The 15,930-nt window shown below is 67.9% G+C and carries 15 protein-coding genes; 7 read left to right on the plus strand and 8 right to left on the minus strand.

Going from position 1 to position 15,930, the window contains the following annotated elements:
- The first annotated feature begins 233 nt into the window (after positions 1–233).
- Positions 234–1,142: a helix-turn-helix domain-containing protein gene (locus tag HPY32_RS21270; RefSeq protein ID WP_156674809.1), complete on the plus strand. Its 909-nt coding sequence runs from the start codon at positions 234–236 to the stop codon at positions 1,140–1,142.
- Positions 1,143–1,223: 81 nt separating this feature from the next.
- Here the strand turns inward: HPY32_RS21270 and HPY32_RS21275 are convergent, their stop codons facing one another.
- Both HPY32_RS21275 and HPY32_RS21280 read right to left on the minus strand, forming a co-directional pair.
- Positions 1,224–2,357, minus strand: coding sequence for an FAD-binding protein (locus tag HPY32_RS21275; RefSeq protein ID WP_082871796.1), 1,134 nt, complete (start codon positions 2,355–2,357; stop codon positions 1,224–1,226).
- A gap of 38 nt (positions 2,358–2,395) precedes the next feature.
- Complete coding sequence (locus HPY32_RS21280) at positions 2,396–3,091, minus strand: class I SAM-dependent methyltransferase (protein ID WP_067596281.1); 696 nt, start codon at positions 3,089–3,091, stop codon at positions 2,396–2,398.
- A 263-nt stretch (positions 3,092–3,354) separates the two neighbouring features.
- On the opposite strand from HPY32_RS21280, the gene HPY32_RS21285 reads away from it, so the two are divergent.
- Entirely contained in the window at positions 3,355–3,867 is a 513-nt protein-coding gene (locus tag HPY32_RS21285) for a hypothetical protein (RefSeq protein ID WP_067595449.1), read from the plus strand.
- Positions 3,868–4,004: 137 nt separating this feature from the next.
- Positions 4,005–4,757 (plus strand): hypothetical protein, encoded by a 753-nt coding sequence (locus HPY32_RS21290; RefSeq protein ID WP_067595447.1) that lies wholly within the window; start codon positions 4,005–4,007, stop codon positions 4,755–4,757.
- A 418-nt stretch (positions 4,758–5,175) separates the two neighbouring features.
- Here HPY32_RS21290 and fbaA read toward each other — a convergent pair whose 3' ends face one another.
- On the minus strand, positions 5,176–6,213 hold the full coding sequence (fbaA, locus tag HPY32_RS21295; RefSeq protein WP_067595445.1) for a class II fructose-bisphosphate aldolase: 1,038 nt from the start codon (positions 6,211–6,213) through the stop codon (positions 5,176–5,178).
- 163 nt (positions 6,214–6,376) lie between these two features.
- Between fbaA and HPY32_RS21300 the strand changes: the two genes are divergently transcribed.
- Positions 6,377–7,072, plus strand: coding sequence for a DedA family protein (locus HPY32_RS21300; RefSeq protein ID WP_067596280.1), 696 nt, complete (start codon positions 6,377–6,379; stop codon positions 7,070–7,072).
- Positions 7,073–7,082: 10 nt separating this feature from the next.
- The gene (locus HPY32_RS21305) at positions 7,083–7,781 is read left to right on the plus strand and encodes a DedA family protein (protein WP_067595443.1); all 699 of its coding nucleotides are present in this window, start codon (positions 7,083–7,085) and stop codon (positions 7,779–7,781) included.
- 6 nt (positions 7,782–7,787) lie between these two features.
- On the opposite strand, the gene HPY32_RS21310 is transcribed toward HPY32_RS21305, so the two are convergent.
- From HPY32_RS21310 to HPY32_RS44760, 3 genes are all read right to left on the minus strand, one after another.
- Positions 7,788–8,948 (minus strand): glycoside hydrolase family 76 protein, encoded by a 1,161-nt coding sequence (locus HPY32_RS21310; RefSeq protein WP_067595441.1) that lies wholly within the window; start codon positions 8,946–8,948, stop codon positions 7,788–7,790.
- 121 nt (positions 8,949–9,069) lie between these two features.
- The gene (locus tag HPY32_RS21315; protein ID WP_067595439.1) at positions 9,070–10,110 is read right to left on the minus strand and encodes a fused (3R)-hydroxyacyl-ACP dehydratase subunits HadA/HadB; all 1,041 of its coding nucleotides are present in this window, start codon (positions 10,108–10,110) and stop codon (positions 9,070–9,072) included.
- 167 nt (positions 10,111–10,277) lie between these two features.
- Positions 10,278–12,221 (minus strand): Rv0361 family membrane protein, encoded by a 1,944-nt coding sequence (locus tag HPY32_RS44760; RefSeq protein ID WP_082871795.1) that lies wholly within the window; start codon positions 12,219–12,221, stop codon positions 10,278–10,280.
- Between the two features lie 86 nt (positions 12,222–12,307).
- On the opposite strand from HPY32_RS44760, the gene HPY32_RS21325 reads away from it, so the two are divergent.
- Both HPY32_RS21325 and HPY32_RS21330 read left to right on the plus strand, forming a co-directional pair.
- Positions 12,308–12,754, plus strand: a complete 447-nt coding sequence (locus HPY32_RS21325) for a DUF3151 domain-containing protein (protein WP_067596278.1) — start codon at positions 12,308–12,310, stop codon at positions 12,752–12,754.
- 18 nt (positions 12,755–12,772) lie between these two features.
- Positions 12,773–13,924 (plus strand): FUSC family protein, encoded by a 1,152-nt coding sequence (locus tag HPY32_RS21330; protein WP_231951904.1) that lies wholly within the window; start codon positions 12,773–12,775, stop codon positions 13,922–13,924.
- Positions 13,925–14,304: 380 nt separating this feature from the next.
- Here the strand turns inward: HPY32_RS21330 and HPY32_RS21335 are convergent, their stop codons facing one another.
- Both HPY32_RS21335 and HPY32_RS21340 read right to left on the minus strand, forming a co-directional pair.
- Positions 14,305–15,084, minus strand: coding sequence for a site-2 protease family protein (locus HPY32_RS21335; protein ID WP_067595434.1), 780 nt, complete (start codon positions 15,082–15,084; stop codon positions 14,305–14,307).
- Positions 15,081–15,740: a hypothetical protein gene (locus tag HPY32_RS21340; RefSeq protein WP_171983005.1), complete on the minus strand. Its 660-nt coding sequence runs from the start codon at positions 15,738–15,740 to the stop codon at positions 15,081–15,083. Before HPY32_RS21340 ends, HPY32_RS21335 begins: the two co-directional genes overlap by 4 nt.
- Between the last annotated feature and the right edge of the window lie 190 nt (positions 15,741–15,930).

A 15,930-nucleotide genomic window follows, 5' to 3' on the forward strand; every position in this document is an offset into this window, starting at 1 on the left:
GCGGATCGCCCTCTCAAGCCAGGGCGCTAGACACCCATCGGGACTCGAGTTGATCTGATGCATACAGCTCTGACCTGCGCCGATGTGCACGATTGGTGGTATGCGACATAGTTGCTGAGGTAGTGTGGTATGCGCCACAGCGAAGGTCGGTCGTGGCGGATCGCAGAGTCCGATTGGGGGTCGCGATGAAAACCAGACAATCGAGACCCACTATGGGGTGTTCGCCGGGACGCATGCCCAGCGAACAGGAACGTTCCGCTTCCTCGTCCGCAGGTAACGGCCGGATCGCTGACGATCTGGACCGGGTGAGGGTGCGCCCGAACACCAGACTTGTCGAACGCCGCTTCGCCCGTGGCTGGACGCAGGAACAAGTGGCCAGAGCAATCGCCGATCTCGCCGCCAAACATGGGAAAACGACAGGCATCACCGCCAACACGGTGTCACGACTCGAGCGCGGCTACTGCACATGGCCTCACACTCTGGTCGCCGAATTCGAATGCCTCTTCGGGTGCTCGGCATCGGATCTAGGGTTCGTCAATCGACGGGTGGGAGGAGGATCGGTTCGCCACCGTGACGTGAGACAGGATGGTACGAGCAGCATTCCGGCTACTAAGGAAGCGTTACCTCATCCATCGCTCTCGGGCGGGAACGGTTCGTTTACCGCCGGGCTGTTCGAGGCACCCGACCCCGACATCTACTCACCGATGTTGGCCGCTTATGGAACTCCGCAGCTCTACATCCTTGCCAACAATGAAGAGTATCGGCGGGCCTTCCCCGGCATTACGGTCGGCACCAACCTCCTGGAGTGGGCCATCTTCAACCCGATCGCGCATGATGTTCTGGTCGAGTGGGATTTGGAGACTGAGCTGCTCGGGAACTCGATGCGCCAAGCTGCGTCCAACCCTCACAACGGCGAGGCTCGGGCAATACTACGGAAGTGCTTGGATGCATCACCCGAGCTTCAGGCAATCTTCGATCGGGGAAATTCCGACGTGCAGCGACCGTATCCCTACCAGTTGCTAAGAAACCCGGACAGTGGAGAGATACACCGGGTGGAATGCAATATCTGGGTAGCCTTCACGAACGGCGAACGGGTTCACTTCTATATCGGCAAGCCGCTCAACGAGCGTCCCCCGAGCTGAGACCCGCAAGCCTGCCCGGGGCAGCCGTGCAGACCAAGTCGTTGGTCCTCTACGCGCAGAGCTAAAAACCGATGCTCTGCGTCAGGTGGCCTGAGTGAGTTCCGGAACGGGCAGCGGTGGATACGGAACACCGCCGATAGCCTGGGCCCGGTCGTACAACTGGTCGTTGGCCACACACATCTGGGCAACCGTGTGGCAGCCGGGGGCTGCCGCCCGCAAGAGAGCGAAGATCACCGCGTCCGACGGGGCGCGGAGCATCGGCACGTGACCAGGGCAGAAGCGTTTGATGAGTATGTAGCCGCTGGGGCCGATGTCGGCAGGCGTGATGTCGGCCAGCGTGTGCTCGATGAAGTTGGCAGCTAGAGCGGCAGGGAGGATGACCTGTCCCCACGGATGGGGTTGTTCCCATTCTCCCAACTCGATGAATTTCTCCACGTCTGGACGCATGCGGTCGGCGAAGTCGAAGAACGTGAGTTCTTCGACTTCGGTGGGTGACAGGCCGCTGGGCGGGCTGCTTGCGTCGTACACCACGGCCTTGAGCTCGAAACCGGAAGAATTGTACTGCCCGGATATGTGGTCTGCGCTGATGCGGCTCTGCGCGGCGATGAGCTCGGCGGCGGAGGCGCAACGCGAGCGGCACGAGAGCACCCGCTCCGGTGCTGGAATCAGGCGAAGGGTAGCCGTCGTGATGACGCCGTGACGGCCCATCCCAGCCCGCAGCGTATCGAAAAGGCGGCGACGGTGAGTGGGCGAGCAGGTGACGACCTCCCCTTCGGGTGTGACGGCCTCAAGCTCGAAGACATTCGCTGCCTGAGTACGGTGAATATGGGAAGTGCCGCCAATACCGGAGGCCGAGAGCGTCCCACCGACGGTCAGGTCGAGGTAGTCGGTGAGCACCGGCGGCATGCGTCCGTACGGCAGCGTCGCCTCAAGTACCTCACGCCATGTTGCCCCTGCGTCCACTGTGACACGGTCATCGCCCACCCAATGCACGGTGGTCATGCCGCGCATGTCAAGGGCGATCCCATCGGTCAAGGACTCACCCCGCGTGGAATGGCCGCAACCTCGCGCAACCACATCGGTGGCTCCCGTCGCAGCCTCCCGGATGACGGTGACGATCTCCGCTACCGAACCCGGCCGAGCCACTAGACGAGGGGTGCGGCGGACCACTCCGCCGAAATCACGCATCGCACCACGAAGGTCCGCATCCGTCATAGCCGAACTGTATCGGAGCTCCGTGTGAATGCGGGCCGCTACTCGCTTTCCCTATCACCATGTGGCCGTCGGGCGAAGGCGTACAGGTGAATCTCGGGGTCAGCCTGAGCTACGGCAGGCGTGTAGGCGACAACCCTCATGTCGACGATGCCGAAGCCAGCCTGTTCCACGACTCCACAGAGCGCGTCGCGTTGGTAGCCGCTGACCCGGACATCGGTGTCGAGGAATTTGACCGGTACGTCATCGAGGTCCGCCTCGACCATGCTGATCAACAGGTATCCACCTGGTTTGATGGCCTCATACAACACCGAAAGTGCTTGAGCTATACCGGATCTGGGCAGCATCAGCAGTGAGAAGAACGCGACCGCACCGTCGAAGCCAGTTTCAGTGAGATTCAAGACGTCACAGTTGTAGATGACGGCCTCGGGAACCGCAGCGGCGGCGGCAGAGACCATCGCGGCTGAGATGTCGATGCCCACCACCTGAAGTCCGGCGTTGACGAGTTGACGGGCGGTAGGAACGCCAGTGCCACAACCGACGTCCAACACTCGCGCACCAGGGCCAAGGTGCTCAGCAAGCCACGTCCCAGCGCGAATCTGCTCCGGCCTGTCCCCGTAGGCCATCGCGTAGCGCTTCACCAACTGATCGAAGACCAGCGACTGCGACGCCCGCTGCTGCGCCAAATACGGCGCTTGCCCCGCATCCAGAGATGGATCTAACTGGCGTTCAGCCATGTGCACCCCGCACCCCTCGTTTCGACCCGACCCGAGAGTACCGCTCAGTTCGCGCAACTCGGCGGACTATGGTCGAATGACCTCCTCGACAACCAGGCCAATAGCCATCGAGGGCCGATGGTCACAGTTCCGTAACCACATACCGCCGCACCAGCGCGCACGACCCCGCCGCGCATTCGATCCGGGCACACCTGCCCTGTCACCCCTCGTTGCTACGATCCGTCGACCAACCCAGTATCGACGGATTCGAAGGGTGAGCGGTTATGGCCGATCTTGCGTCGGTATACGACGAGGCAGCGCAGGACACACCCGAGTGGGCCGAGTGGGACGACCCGCGCCGATCCTTCATGCAGATCGACACCCTGTTCGACGAGACGCTGCCCGCGCTGCCGGTCGCCGACGACGCCGCACTGGGAGAGACCGTGCCGCCTCGGCCGCAGGCTCCGCGCTACAGTCCCGCCATGCTCGAGTGGGTCGAATACGCCGCCTTCGCGATGTTTCCCACCCGAAAAGCATTGGCCGACAACACCGATGCCGCAGACCAGTTCGTCTGCTACCTGATCGAATACCTGGTCCGCAACGCCGGGGGCCTGCGATTCAACGTGCCCGGCAACGGCAGCCCTGTCTATGACGGGTTCGGGCCGTCGGTCTGCTACAACTACGCCTCCGACGTCGACAACCCCGTCGACATGCTGCTCACCATCGGCGAACACGGCGAAGGGTTCGCCGACGACATCATCACCCGCGCAGAGGATTACGCCGACTCCGCCACGTAGGCGGCTACGAACCGGATAGCTCTACCTTGGTGTGATCTGTTGGGGGACAACAGAATATGAACGAAGACGACGAGGAACGGCGGCGGAGGGAACGATCCGAGAAGTCCCGGGAACGGGGCCGCCAGTTCCATCGGGGGATGGCACAGCTGCGCGGGGAAACCCCGGCACGCGGATGGCAGCACGAACAAGCCATCGTGCTCGGTAAAGGTAAGGGCAACACCAGGATTCACGATACAGCCCGCACCAACGAGCAGGGTGGGCGGGAGTTCACCGAATACAAGTACGGCATGCAAGTCCGCGCGGACGCGAAGACGCTCAATCAACTCATCCTGGACCGTGAGGTGTTGACCCGGGATCAGAACGCGACCGGTACCTGGGTGATGCGCGCCGGTGCGGCGGACGCGACGCTCCGTCAACAACTCGACGCCCTGCACCGAGACTTCCCCGGCCGTTTTCAGGTAGTGGAGATCTCCCGGGAGGAAGCGGAGAAGGCCCGTAAGCTCGGCCGCTCACTGGAGCAACAAGCACAGGGCGTGCAACGGGAACTACACGACGTACCCCAGCTGATCCGCTCCCAGCAGCAGCGAGCCAGGGAGAACAAGACCCGGGTACAAGAAGCCGTTGCCCGCGCGGTAGCCCGCCAGGAAGCGGAAAAGACGGCGGAAAGAGCTCGCCAGCAAGCGTTGGCCCGCCTACAGCAAGACCGCGCGCAACTACTGGCCAGATTTCCACCGGAGGTGGCGCATCTCCTGGAGCTAGCCATGCCACCTCCAGCGCAGGAGCTCGAGGCACGGACGGCCGGTGAGCTGCCGGACGCGGAAACCGCGCGCACCCGCGCGGGACGAGAATCCCGCGTGCAGGAACGCGGACGCGAACCGCGACAACGGTGACACGATCAGGTGTTGACCCCAGCCGTGATCACGCCGAGTTCAACGCGGGTTGTCGGCCTGCTCGAGCAGGCCGGTGTCCCAGCGGTTGCTGGCTGACCGTGGCCGGTTGTCATCAATCCCGCCATTTAATGGCTGATGTCACCCAACGCCGCCAACGAACGCCAACGCCAGTGTTCGATATCACATGCCGAATCGGATGGCGGGTGGACGTATTCGCAGTTCAGGAGCCATCGACCCCAACAACACTCGATACTGCTAGGTCTTGACAACGGTGCCAATCGCAAGCTAGTTCGACGTGCGTACATGGAGTTACCCATGTTCTTACGAAATCAGTCGGTGGGTTGGCATGCAACATGCAACGAGGGTGTGGCCGACGGTTTGGGTCGGCCACAGCCTGTTTCGTGCTGTTTGTGGCGTGTTACTTCGCGCTGACCGACTTGCCTGCGGAGTTGAGGTCGTTGCAGGCTTCGACTACGCGGGCGGACATGGAGGCTTCGGCCTTCTTCAGGTAGCTGCGGGGGTCGTAGACCTTCTTGTTGCCGACCTCGCCGTCGATCTTCAGGACGCCGTCGTAGTTGGCGAACATGTGGCCCGCGATGGGGCGGGTGAAGGCGTACTGGGTGTCGGTGTCGACGTTCATCTTCACCACGCCGTACTTCAGCGAGTCCTCGATCTCGGACTTCAGCGAGCCCGAACCGCCGTGGAAGACGAAGTCGAACGGCTTGGCGCCCTGGGGCAGGCCCAGCTTGGCGGCGGCCGCGCGCTGGCCCTCGGCCAGCACCTCCGGGCGCAGCTTCACATTGCCCGGCTTGTACACGCCGTGCACATTGCCGAAGGTCGCGGCCAGCAGATACCGGCCGTTCTCGCCGGCGCCCAGGGCGTCGACGGTCTTCTCGAAATCCTCGGTGGAGGTGTAGAGCTTCTCGTTGATGGCGTTCTCGACGCCGTCCTCCTCGCCGCCCACGACGCCGATCTCGACCTCGAGAATGATGTTCGCCGCGGCGGTCTGCTTCAGCAGTTCCTTCGCGATCTCCAGGTTCTCGTCGATCGGCACCGCGGAACCGTCCCACATGTGCGACTGGAACAGCGGGTTCCGGCCGCCCTGGACCCGCTCGGCCGAGATGGCCAGCAGCGGGCGCACGAACGTGTCCAGCTTGTCCTTGGGGCAGTGGTCGGTGTGCAGCGCGATGGTCACGTCGTAGCGGGCGGCGACCACGTGCGCGAATTCCGCGAGCGCGGTGGCGCCGACGACCATGTCCTTCACACCCTGGCCGGAACCGAATTCCGCACCGCCGGTGGAGAATTGAATGATGCCGTCGCTCCCGGCCTCGGCGAATCCGCGAATCGCCGCATTGATCGTCTCCGACGACGTGCAGTTGATCGCGGGGAAGGCGAAGGAGTTCTCTTTGGCCCGACCGAGCATCTCGGCGTAGACCTCCGGAGTCGCGATGGGCACGGCGGTGACCTCCGTATGTATGCGGCAAAAATCGACTGGTACCCAATACCCTAAATACCCCCGTCGGCCCCGGTCTCGCCGGGACCGCCCCCTGTGAGGTTGGCGAGACGTTCGGTGCGATAGAGACCGGCCCGGTACTGTGGTGCCCGTGACCCTGCTGGCCATGTCCGATGTCGTAGCGAGTAACCCGATCAAGGAGTTGCTCGACCCGATGCACCTGCTCACGGAAACGTGGCTGAAGAATGCGGTGCTGCCCGCCATTCTGGTCATCGTCTTCATCGAGACGGGCCTGCTGTTCCCGATTCTGCCCGGCGATTCGCTGTTGTTCACCGGCGGCCTGCTGTCCGCGCACCCGCATCCGCCGGTCTCGATCTGGGTGCTGGTCCCGGCCGTCGCGATCACCGCGGTCGCGGGCGACCAGTGCGCGTACTGGATCGGCCGGGCCATCGGTCCGGCGCTGTTCCACAAGCAGGACGGGCGTTTCTTCAAGCAGCGCTATGTCACCGAGACGCACGAGTTCTTCGAGAAATACGGCCCGAAGACCATCATCCTGGGTCGTTTCGTGCCGATCGTGCGCACCTTCATGCCGGTGCTCGCGGGCGTGTCGAAGATGACCTACAGCACGTTCCTGACCTTCGACATCATCGGCGGCATCCTGTGGGGCGGCGGCGTCACCGTGCTCGGTTACTTCCTGGGCAATGTCGGCTTCATCCGCGACCACGTCGAGGCGATCTTCCTGCTCATCGTGCTCGTCTCGATCCTGCCGGGCATCGTCTCGGTGGCCAGAAAACTGCTGAATCGCGACGCCGCCCCGGCGCGCGACGAGATCCCCGTCTCGACGAACGATCCCACGCGCTGACATCTTGTCCATGTCGCCGCATACCCTCGCGCTGAGCGGATTCGATTCGCTGCAATCGGCAGGGCCGGTACTGGTCTGGACCGTCGTGCTGATCTTCGTCTTTCTCGAATGCGCCCTCATCATCGGGCTGTTCCTGCCCGGTGACTCCATGCTGCTGACCGCGGGCGTCGTGCTGGCCTCGCACGAGACCGGGCACGCCCAGGTGTGGGGGCTGGCGGTGGCGACCATGATCGCCGCGATCGCGGGCAACCAGGTCGGCTACGTGATCGGCCACCGCACCGGACACCACCTGGTCGCGCGCAAGAACGGCCGCTACATCAACGCCCGCAACCTGGCCCGGGTGACCGAACTGCTGCGCCGCCACGGCTTTCTCGCGGTGCTGGTGGCGCGCTGGATTCCGTGGGTGCGCACGCTGTGCCCGCTGGTCGCGGGCGCGGCCGGGATGAACCACCGCCGCTACACGCTGGCCAGTTCGCTCGGCGCGGTGTTCTGGGCCCCGGTGCTGCTGCTGATCGGCTACTACACCGGCGGCTTCCTGGAGCACGTGTCGTGGCTGATGCCGACGGTGGTGGGCACGCTGGTGGCGGGCCTGATCATCGGCACCGGGCTGGGCATTCGGCAGTACCGCATCGAAATGGCGCGCCCCGCAGAGGAATTCGAGCTGGAGGATCGGCCGCCCTGCGTCGGGGCCGAACCCGAATCCCGCTGAGCCCCATCACATTCCGGCGGCCGTCACCAGATAGGCCGCCTCCATCAGCATCCAGCCCGAGATCTGCACCGACAGGTCGCGCTCCGGTGTGCGCGAGGAGGTCACCGAGCCGCCGGAGGTGAAGCGCCCCGCACCCGCCGTGCCCGCGGGCAGCCGGGCGGGGGCCGCCCAGTCGTGGCCGAACAGCGGGTCGCCCTCCACCTCCAGGCGGTGCTCCCAGGCGGCGCGGGCCGAGCCCTTCACGAGGGCGGCGGCGGTGTGCCGGGCGTGCGCCTGGGCGGGCTCGTCGCCCGGCAGCATCAGCGCGAGCTGGGCCAGGTAACGGGCCAGGATGCCGTTGAACAGGCCGCCGTCGCCGCCCCCGCCGCCGCTGACGATGCCGCTCTCGGTCATCCGCTCCTCGACCGCGTGCAGCAGCCGCTGCGCGCGCTCGATGTGCCGGAATTCGCCGGTGTGCACGGCCAATTCGGTCTCCAGGCCGAGCACCACGCCCTGGCAGTAGCTGAACGTGGGCCGCTCGATCTCGCCGGAGGGCAGGTGGATGCCGTCCAGGATCAGCCCGGTGTCCGGGTCGCGCAGCGTCTTGTCCAGCCAGTCGGAGATATCGGTCGCGCGGTCGATCCGGCCGAGGCGGGCCAGCGCGATACCCGCGGGACCGTTGGCGGGTGCGTTGTAGAAGTCGGAGCCCTTGCGCCACGGCAGCGCGCCGAACCGCGGATCCCAGCCCGCCGCGAGCACCTTCTTCAGCGTGACGAGCGCGCCGCGGACCTCGGTGATGCCCTGGGTGCGCTCGGCGCGTTCCAGGGCGATGGCCAGCCAGGCCATGTCGTCGTAGTAGTCGTTGGTCCAGCCGGTGATGTTGCGGACCCGATGCCCGCGCGCCAGCGCCGCGATGCGGCGGGTGCGCGCCGGGGTGGGCTCGCGGTTGGCGGCGTCGATCTCGCAGTCGATCACGTGCGCCTGCCACCAGTAGTGCCAGGAGGCGAAGAGGCGGTCCCGGCGGGTGGCGGGCCAGCCCACCACCGCCAGCGCGGACCCCGGCACCGACCATAGCCTGCGTAGATGCCGAGACAGGATCGCGGACTCGGATCGGTCGGCCCGCTGCGCCCAGACGGTGGCGGCGGGCTCGGCGGCGCGGTCGACCGGTGGCCGGGGTCGCGAAGTCATGGCTCAATGGTGCCAGCCCGGCGGCGTGCTTCGCGCCCGTTTTGTTACCCGGTTGCCGCCGGACCGCAATGGGCCGGGGGTTGTCACCGCGTCCGCGGTGGCGTCTCGCCCGGCGGGTCGGTCAGGCCAGGCGCACCTGGGCCATGGCGCGGCCGAACAGTTTCTTACCCGCCGAGGTACCGCCCAGCAACACCGTGGCGGTGCGGCGTTCGGGGTCCAGCGACTTGATCCGCCCGGTGAACTCGATCTGCGCCGGGGACAGCGGCTCGACGGGAACGAACCCGGAGAACCGCACGCTGTAGGTCTCGATCGCGGTCGGATCCTCGAGCCAGGAGGTGAGGTACTGCGCGCCCAGGCCCATGGTGAGCATGCCGTGCGCCACGACCGTCGGCAGCCCGGCCAGTTCGGCGGCGCGGTCGCTGAAGTGGATCGGATTCGAATCGCCCGACACGCCAGCGTAATTGACCAGGTCGCCGCGGGTGAGCTGCATGGTGAGCGCCGGTAACTCGTCGCCGACGGCGACATCGTCGAAGCTCGGCGCGGCGTGCACGGGGGCCTCGCGCCGGGAATCGGCGAGTTCCGGTGCGGCGGTGGCCGATTCGGCGGAGATGGGCACGAGCACCTCGGGGTCGGCCTTGCCGTCGCGGCGGTGCATGACCAGGCCCTCGACCAGGCGGACGATATCGGGATCGACCTCCGCGCCGAGCCGGGCCACGATCGTGGTGGTGCCGACCTGCACGACGCTGCCCTGCTCGTCGGTGACAGTGGCCTTGACGACGATGAAGTCGTTGCCGCGCATCCGGCGGATCGAGACGATCTCGGCCTCGCTGCTGAGCCGGTCGCCCGCCACCATCGGGCGGTGGATCTCGAAGACCTGGTCGGTCTGCAGGATCTGCGACAGGTCGTAATCGGTCAGCACCGTGTCCAGCAGCGCCTGCGTGGTGGTCATGCCGACCACCGAGGCGAAGGTCGGCGGCGCGACGATGCCGTCGCAGCCCAGCTTGCCCGCGTCCGCCTCCCAGCGGTGGGCCGGATGGTCGTTCTGGACGGCGCGGGCGAATTCGCGAATCTTCTCCCGCCCGACCTCGTAGTGGTCGCGTACCCGGAAATGCCGACCGGCCGGGGCCGTGGGTGCCGGCGCATCGGGTGCCAGCTCCGGCATATCCCTTGCTCCCTCGTGTCTTACTGCGTAAATCCTGGCGCGAAATCCGGGCCATGCTACCGATGGACCAGGACCGGTGACCAGTTGTCTGTGACGTTCATCGCGGGCGGGCGCGGCAACGTCACAGTCTCGCGGCGCACATCACATCGCCTACCGGCGGCCGTCGCTCACCGACCGGCGTTCGGCGGATCACACACCTTCCAGCCGTCGGGGGTCTGCTGCAGGTCGAAGGTGCGGGCGACCCGGGTGGGGTCGGCGTCGGTGTACACGCTCGCCTGCGCCACGGCCTTGTCGCCGGTGATCTGCACGTTGTCGACGCTGCCGAGCTTCGGGATCTTCTTCTGATCCACGGAGAGCTTGTGCACGCCGGCATACTGGTCGGGGGCGATGTTCTGATAGAAGTCGTGCAGCCGACCGCAGGTCGCGCCGCGCAGGGTGTTCAGGTTCCCGCTCGCCAGCGCGTCGGTGTATCCCGTGATGGCCGAACGGATCTGGGCCTGCGGCGAATTGTCCTTGGCGTGCTGCACCAGCGCCAGCACGATGCCGACGATCGCGAGGACCGCCACCACCGCCGCCCCGGCCACGATCAGCGGGCGCCGACCGCGCGGCTTCGCTTGCGCCGCCGCGGGTGTCGGCGCGGCGGCGGGTGCGGGCGGCACGCGCTGCGGCTGCGCGAGGGGGCGCGGCTGCGGGGGTACGGGCGGCTGCTGGGGCATCGCCGCCGGTTCGGTCGGTTGCGTATCGGCCGGGGACGGCGCGCCGCCCACCTGCTGCGGCGCGGCCGACGGCCGGTGCGGCGGCGGAGGCGGCGGGGCCTGGGCGGGTCCGGCCGGGCCCTGGGGCGCCGGGTTCTTCGGCCCGGTGCCGGGGCGCGGCGTGGCCGGTGGTTTGGTGATCGGGCTGGGCCCGGCACCGCCCGGCCGCTGCACCGGCAGGATCGTGGTCGCCGCGTCCGACGGATTCGAGATCTTCGGAATGGCAACGGTTTCCGGGTCGACGGCCGGTTGCTCGGGCGGCTTCGGGTCGCCCTGCTTCGGCTTGGGGATCATGACGGTCTTCGGATCGCCGACCGGGGGCTGCGGCGGCTTCGCGGCCTCGGTACGCTCCGCCTTGGACTTCTGATCCGCTTGCCCGCCAGGGGAATTCGGTTTGCCGGAGGCGGGACCGCCGGGTTTCTGGGTGCTTTCGGCACCCGGCTTCTGTTGCGCGGGAACAGGTCGCGTCGGGGCGGCCGAGTCCGCGGCCTTCGCCGCACCCGCTGCGGTCGCTCCCGGAGCGCCTGTTTGCGCCTGCTTCGGCGCGTCACCCGAATCGCCCTGGTCGCCCGCGTCCGGCCGATCCTTTCGGTCCGCGCCGCTCGCCTTCGGCTTCGCCGTCTTGTCCGGGGCGGAGCCCGCTTCGGCGCCCTTCGCCCCGGCGGCGGTCCCCGCGTCGGATTTCTCCGTGCGCCCGGCGGCGGAATTCTCCGGCTTCCGGTCCTCCGGCTTCGAGCCCGAATCCCGCTGTGCACCAGCGTTATCGCCGCGTCCGGGAGCCGCCGGAGCGCCCGGTTTCGTCTGTATCGGCCGCGTCGGCGCGCTGCCGGAGACCGCCGGATCGCCCGTCGCCCCGGCCTGCTCGGGACCCTTCGTCGAATCCTGCGCCGCCGCGGCCGATGTCGGCCCTGGACGAGCCCCCGCCGGGCCGAATCCGGGGCGCGCGGGATTCTGCGGCAGATCGCGCTGATCCTTCGGCGCGCCGCCCGGCCGATTCGCCGGAGCGCCCGGCTTGTCCTGCGCGGGCACCGGCCGCGTGGGCGCATTGCCGGTCGACTCGACCACCGTCGGGCCGAACCAGGGCCGCGCGGGATTCTTCGGCGGGGTGGGCTTTTTCGTCGGCCCGCCGGGCGCGGGCTGCGGGCGATCGCCCGGGCGCGGCGGGGGCGGGCCGGGCGCCACGCCCGGCTTGCGGATGAACTGGGTCGCGGCGGAGGCGGACGGTCCCGGTTCACGAGAGATGCGTTCGGTCTTCCCGGCATCGGGCTGCTCGCCCTGCGGCGCGGACGGTTGGGCGCCGGCAGTGCCCGGCTGGGTCTGCCGATCCGGCTTCTGGTCGTCCTTCGGGTCGGACACGCGTTACCCCTCGCTCAATGTCAACAGGTGAAACCTCCGACGGTCAGCCTAACGAGCATTCCGGGCGGCGGTGCACAATGAAGCCCATGACCTCCTTCGGTGATCTCCTCGGACCGCAGCCGGTAATGCTTCCCGAACACCCCGAAGCGGAGGAGGCGCTGCTGGACAATCAGGATCCCGTGCAGGTCGCCGCCGCGCATCCCACGGCGTCGATCGCCTGGGCCCAGCTCGCCGAGGACGCCCTCGGCCGGGCACACGATTCGAGCGAGGGTGTGGTGAGCGCGGACGTCATCGCCGCCTACGCCTTCGCCCGCACCGGCTACCACCGCGGCCTGGACCTGTTGCGGCGCAACGGCTGGAAGGGCTTCGGTCCCGTGCCGTGGAGCCACGAGCCCAACCGTGGCTTCCTGCGCGCGGTCGGCGCGCTGGCCCGTGCCGCGCAGATCATCGGCGAGTCCGACGAGTACGCCCGCTGCCTGGATCTGCTCGAGGACTGCGACCCGCGCGCGGCCGCCGAACTCGGCCTGGATTGATCGGGTTCGTACGCAGCGTTGGTATTAGAGAGTTCACTCAGCGTCGAGACCGTCCGCGAGGGCAGTAAGGAGCGGTTGCGCAAGGGCTGGCAGCGCCTGCGCAGATCCGCGCTGCCGATCGTGCAGTGCGCGGTCGGCGCGGCGCTGGCCTGGTTCGTCGCGCACCGGCTCGTCGGCCACCCGCAGCCGTTCTTCGCGCCGTCGGCGGCGATCATCTCGATCGGCGTCTCCTTCGGCGCCCGGCTGCGGCGGTCGGTCGAACTGGTCGCCGGCGTCACCGTCGGCATCGGCATCGGCGACTTCTTCATCACCCGGGTCGGCACCGGGCCCTGGCAGATCGCCCTGGTCGTGGCGGTGGCCATGGCGATCGCGATCTTCCTCGACAGCGGCGCGGTCATTCCCATGCAGGCGGCCGGTTCGGCGGTGCTGGTGGCGACCCTGCTGCCCCCGCACAGCAACGGCGGCGTCAACCGCATGATCGACGCCCTGGTCGGCGGGTTGGTCGGAATCGTGGTGGTGGGTCTGATTCCGCTGCATCCGGTGCGGCGCGCCCGTCAGCAGGCCGCCGACATCCTCGGTGTGATGGGCAGGGCGCTCACCGACTGCGCCGACGGCCTGCACGAGCAGGATCCCGAAAAGATCCGGCTCGCACTGCAATCCGCGCGCGGCACGCAGCCCCAGATCGATGCGCTGCGCAACACGCTGGAGGGCGGGCGCGAGGTCAGCCGCATCTCGCCGCTGTACTGGAATTCGCGGCCCCGGCTGGAGCTGCTGCGCACGGCGGCCGACCCGCTCGACAACGCCGTCCGCAATGTCCGCGTGCTGCTGCGGCGCGCGCTCACCCTGGTGCGCGACGACGAGATTCTCGACCCGCGGCTGATCGACGAGGTGGAGGCGCTCGGCACCGCCCTCGACGTGATCCGCCGCTACATGCTCGCCGATCCGGGCGAGCAGCCCGACGCCGCCGAGGCGACCCGGATACTGCGCCGAGTCGCGAAGGGCGCCACCAAGGATCTGGTCGAGGGCTCCGGACTGTCGGCGCACGTGGTGTTCGCCCAGCTGCGCTCGGTCGTGGTCGACCTGATGCAGGTCTGCGGCATGAAGCGGCTGTCCGCGATCGCCCTGCTGCCGCCGACGGTGCGGCATCCCTATGTCGCACCGGAGGATTGACCGCGCCGACCGGACCGGACATTGCGAGTGACCGCCTCGGGGCCGAGGGCTCGTCGCGAAGATCTTGGGGTAGTGGACTACTCGTGTGCCGGGCCCGTCGCGCTCGTAACTTCGTACACGACCGCGTCCACGAGGGGTGCCGCGGTCGAATACTTCGCAAGGGAGCGGACATCGAGCGGCCATATGGTGTGGTGGCCGACCGGGTCCGGTATCTGTTCCCGAGCGAAGCGGGTCGCCCGCACCGGGGGGTTCGGGAGGACGGGCGGCCCGGCGGGGGAACGAGGGCCGGGCGCGGTGATTCTGGGCGCCGCATCCCGGCAGGGTGGCGGGCCGGGCGGCTCGATGGGGGAAGAGGGTCGGGCCGCCCGATGGGGACAGCGCTAGGTCCAGAACCGGGTCAGGTAGCTGCCGAAGGCGGACCAGATCGACGGCACGCCGGACAGCTCGTACAGGTCGTAGATGGCGTTGAAGAAGGCGTGATTCGCGCCGGGGATGCCCCACAACACCGCCAGCAGCAGGAGCAGCCCGAACGGCTTGACCTGATCGAGCGAGCGCCGGGTCTGATAGCTCAGCGACGGTTCCAAGATCGCGTAACCGTCGGTTCCCGGGATCGGCAGCAGATTCAGGATGGTCGCGGTCACCTGGAGGAACGCCAGGAAGGCCAGGCCGAACCAGAACGCGGCGTGCTCGTGCGCCGAGCCGAACAGCCGCAGGATCACCAGCAGCACCACCGCGCACACCGCGTTCACCGCCGGGCCCGCGCCGCTGATCATCCGCTGGGTGCGCGCCGAGAAGTTCTGGGTGTGCACGTAGACCGCGCCGCCCGGCAGCGCGAAACCGCCGAGCGCGATGAACAGCATCGGCAGGCCGATCGACAGCAGCGGGTGGGTGTACTTGAGCGGATTCAGCGTCAGATAGCCGCGCAGCTCCACCTCGCGATCCCCGGCCCGCCACGCCGTGTAGGCGTGGCCGAACTCGTGCAGGCACACGGTGACGATCCAGCCGAACACCACCAGGATGAACACGCCGAACCGGGCCTGGTTCGAGGTCACCTCGGCGTCCCAGGCGAGCGCGCCGCCGACCGCGGCCAGGACCACGATCAGCAGGAATATCGGGCTGGGGCGGACCGCGGTGCGGCGGGCCCCGAAGGGATGACTCATCGGACCAACAACCAGGGCTCGTTGTGCCGGTAGAAACTCGACCGCGGCACGGTTCGGTCGGAGGCGATGCCGTCGCGGGTCACCACCGCGCCCGGCGTGCCCAGCTGAACGGCGCGCCCGGCCACCCAGCGCCGCTTGCGCAGCCCGCGATGTACGGCGGCGCGCACGCCCGGCATCTCCAATGTAGGCGAAACATGCAGGGCGGTAACGCGTCCGGTGAACAGGCGGGTCTCGTCGACGTACGCCTCGCCCTCGAGCTTGCCGCCGTCGCGGCCGGTGACGGTGGCGCGTCCCACCAGCACCATGCCGGTGTCGTCGCGGATCAGGGGGGTCGGCGCGGACTTGCCCTCCAGCGCCCGTTTGGCGGCGGCGGATCCGGTGCCGATCTGGTAGGCACGCGAGCCGTAGGTGCGGTCGACCGGGACGTACCCGATCTCGACGCCGAGGCGGTCGGTGCGCAGCAGGTGAGTGAGCACGGCGGCCAGCCCGGCGTCCTCGCCGAGCACGATGAGCCGCGGCAGACTGTCGGCGGCCAGCACCGGCAGCAGTTCGTCGAGCTGCGCGGTATCCGGGATCGCCGCGGTCTGCGTGGTCGGCAGCGACGCGAGTGCGATCGGCACCGGAGCGCCGTTGCAGCGGAGAACATGGGTACTCAACTGCCGTACACCCTCCTTGGACCTGACAACTCCATCGTCCTCGCTGCGCTCGGCGGACCCCCTGCCGGTCCGCCTCCCGCAGCCACGATAGCCGTGTCCGAGTTCGGCCGCCGTGCTCCGCTCGGCGGGTTCGTGCCCGGTCACGGTTTGCCGTCCGGCGCGTCGCCGTGACTCGCCGGTCATGTCGGGT

Origin of the sequence: Nocardia terpenica (assembly GCF_013186535.1) — a bacterium.
Lineage (GTDB): Bacteria > Actinomycetota > Actinomycetes > Mycobacteriales > Mycobacteriaceae > Nocardia > Nocardia terpenica.

What these genes read in the sequence shown, in the direction of transcription:
- HPY32_RS21270 (WP_156674809.1), top strand. Translation starts at nt 234, where the DNA reads ATGCCCAGCGAACAGGAACGTTCCGCTTCCTCGTCCGCAGGTAACGGC.
- HPY32_RS21275 (WP_082871796.1), bottom strand. Translation starts at nt 2,357, where the DNA reads ATGACGGATGCGGACCTTCGTGGTGCGATGCGTGATTTCGGCGGAGTG.
- HPY32_RS21280 (WP_067596281.1), bottom strand. Translation starts at nt 3,091, where the DNA reads ATGGCTGAACGCCAGTTAGATCCATCTCTGGATGCGGGGCAAGCGCCG.
- HPY32_RS21285 (WP_067595449.1), top strand. Translation starts at nt 3,355, where the DNA reads ATGGCCGATCTTGCGTCGGTATACGACGAGGCAGCGCAGGACACACCC.
- HPY32_RS21290 (WP_067595447.1), top strand. Translation starts at nt 4,005, where the DNA reads ATGGCACAGCTGCGCGGGGAAACCCCGGCACGCGGATGGCAGCACGAA.
- HPY32_RS21300 (WP_067596280.1), top strand. Translation starts at nt 6,377, where the DNA reads ATGTCCGATGTCGTAGCGAGTAACCCGATCAAGGAGTTGCTCGACCCG.
- HPY32_RS21305 (WP_067595443.1), top strand. Translation starts at nt 7,083, where the DNA reads ATGTCGCCGCATACCCTCGCGCTGAGCGGATTCGATTCGCTGCAATCG.
- HPY32_RS21310 (WP_067595441.1), bottom strand. Translation starts at nt 8,948, where the DNA reads ATGACTTCGCGACCCCGGCCACCGGTCGACCGCGCCGCCGAGCCCGCC.
- HPY32_RS21315 (WP_067595439.1), bottom strand. Translation starts at nt 10,110, where the DNA reads ATGCCGGAGCTGGCACCCGATGCGCCGGCACCCACGGCCCCGGCCGGT.
- HPY32_RS21325 (WP_067596278.1), top strand. Translation starts at nt 12,308, where the DNA reads ATGACCTCCTTCGGTGATCTCCTCGGACCGCAGCCGGTAATGCTTCCC.
- HPY32_RS21335 (WP_067595434.1), bottom strand. Translation starts at nt 15,084, where the DNA reads ATGAGTCATCCCTTCGGGGCCCGCCGCACCGCGGTCCGCCCCAGCCCG.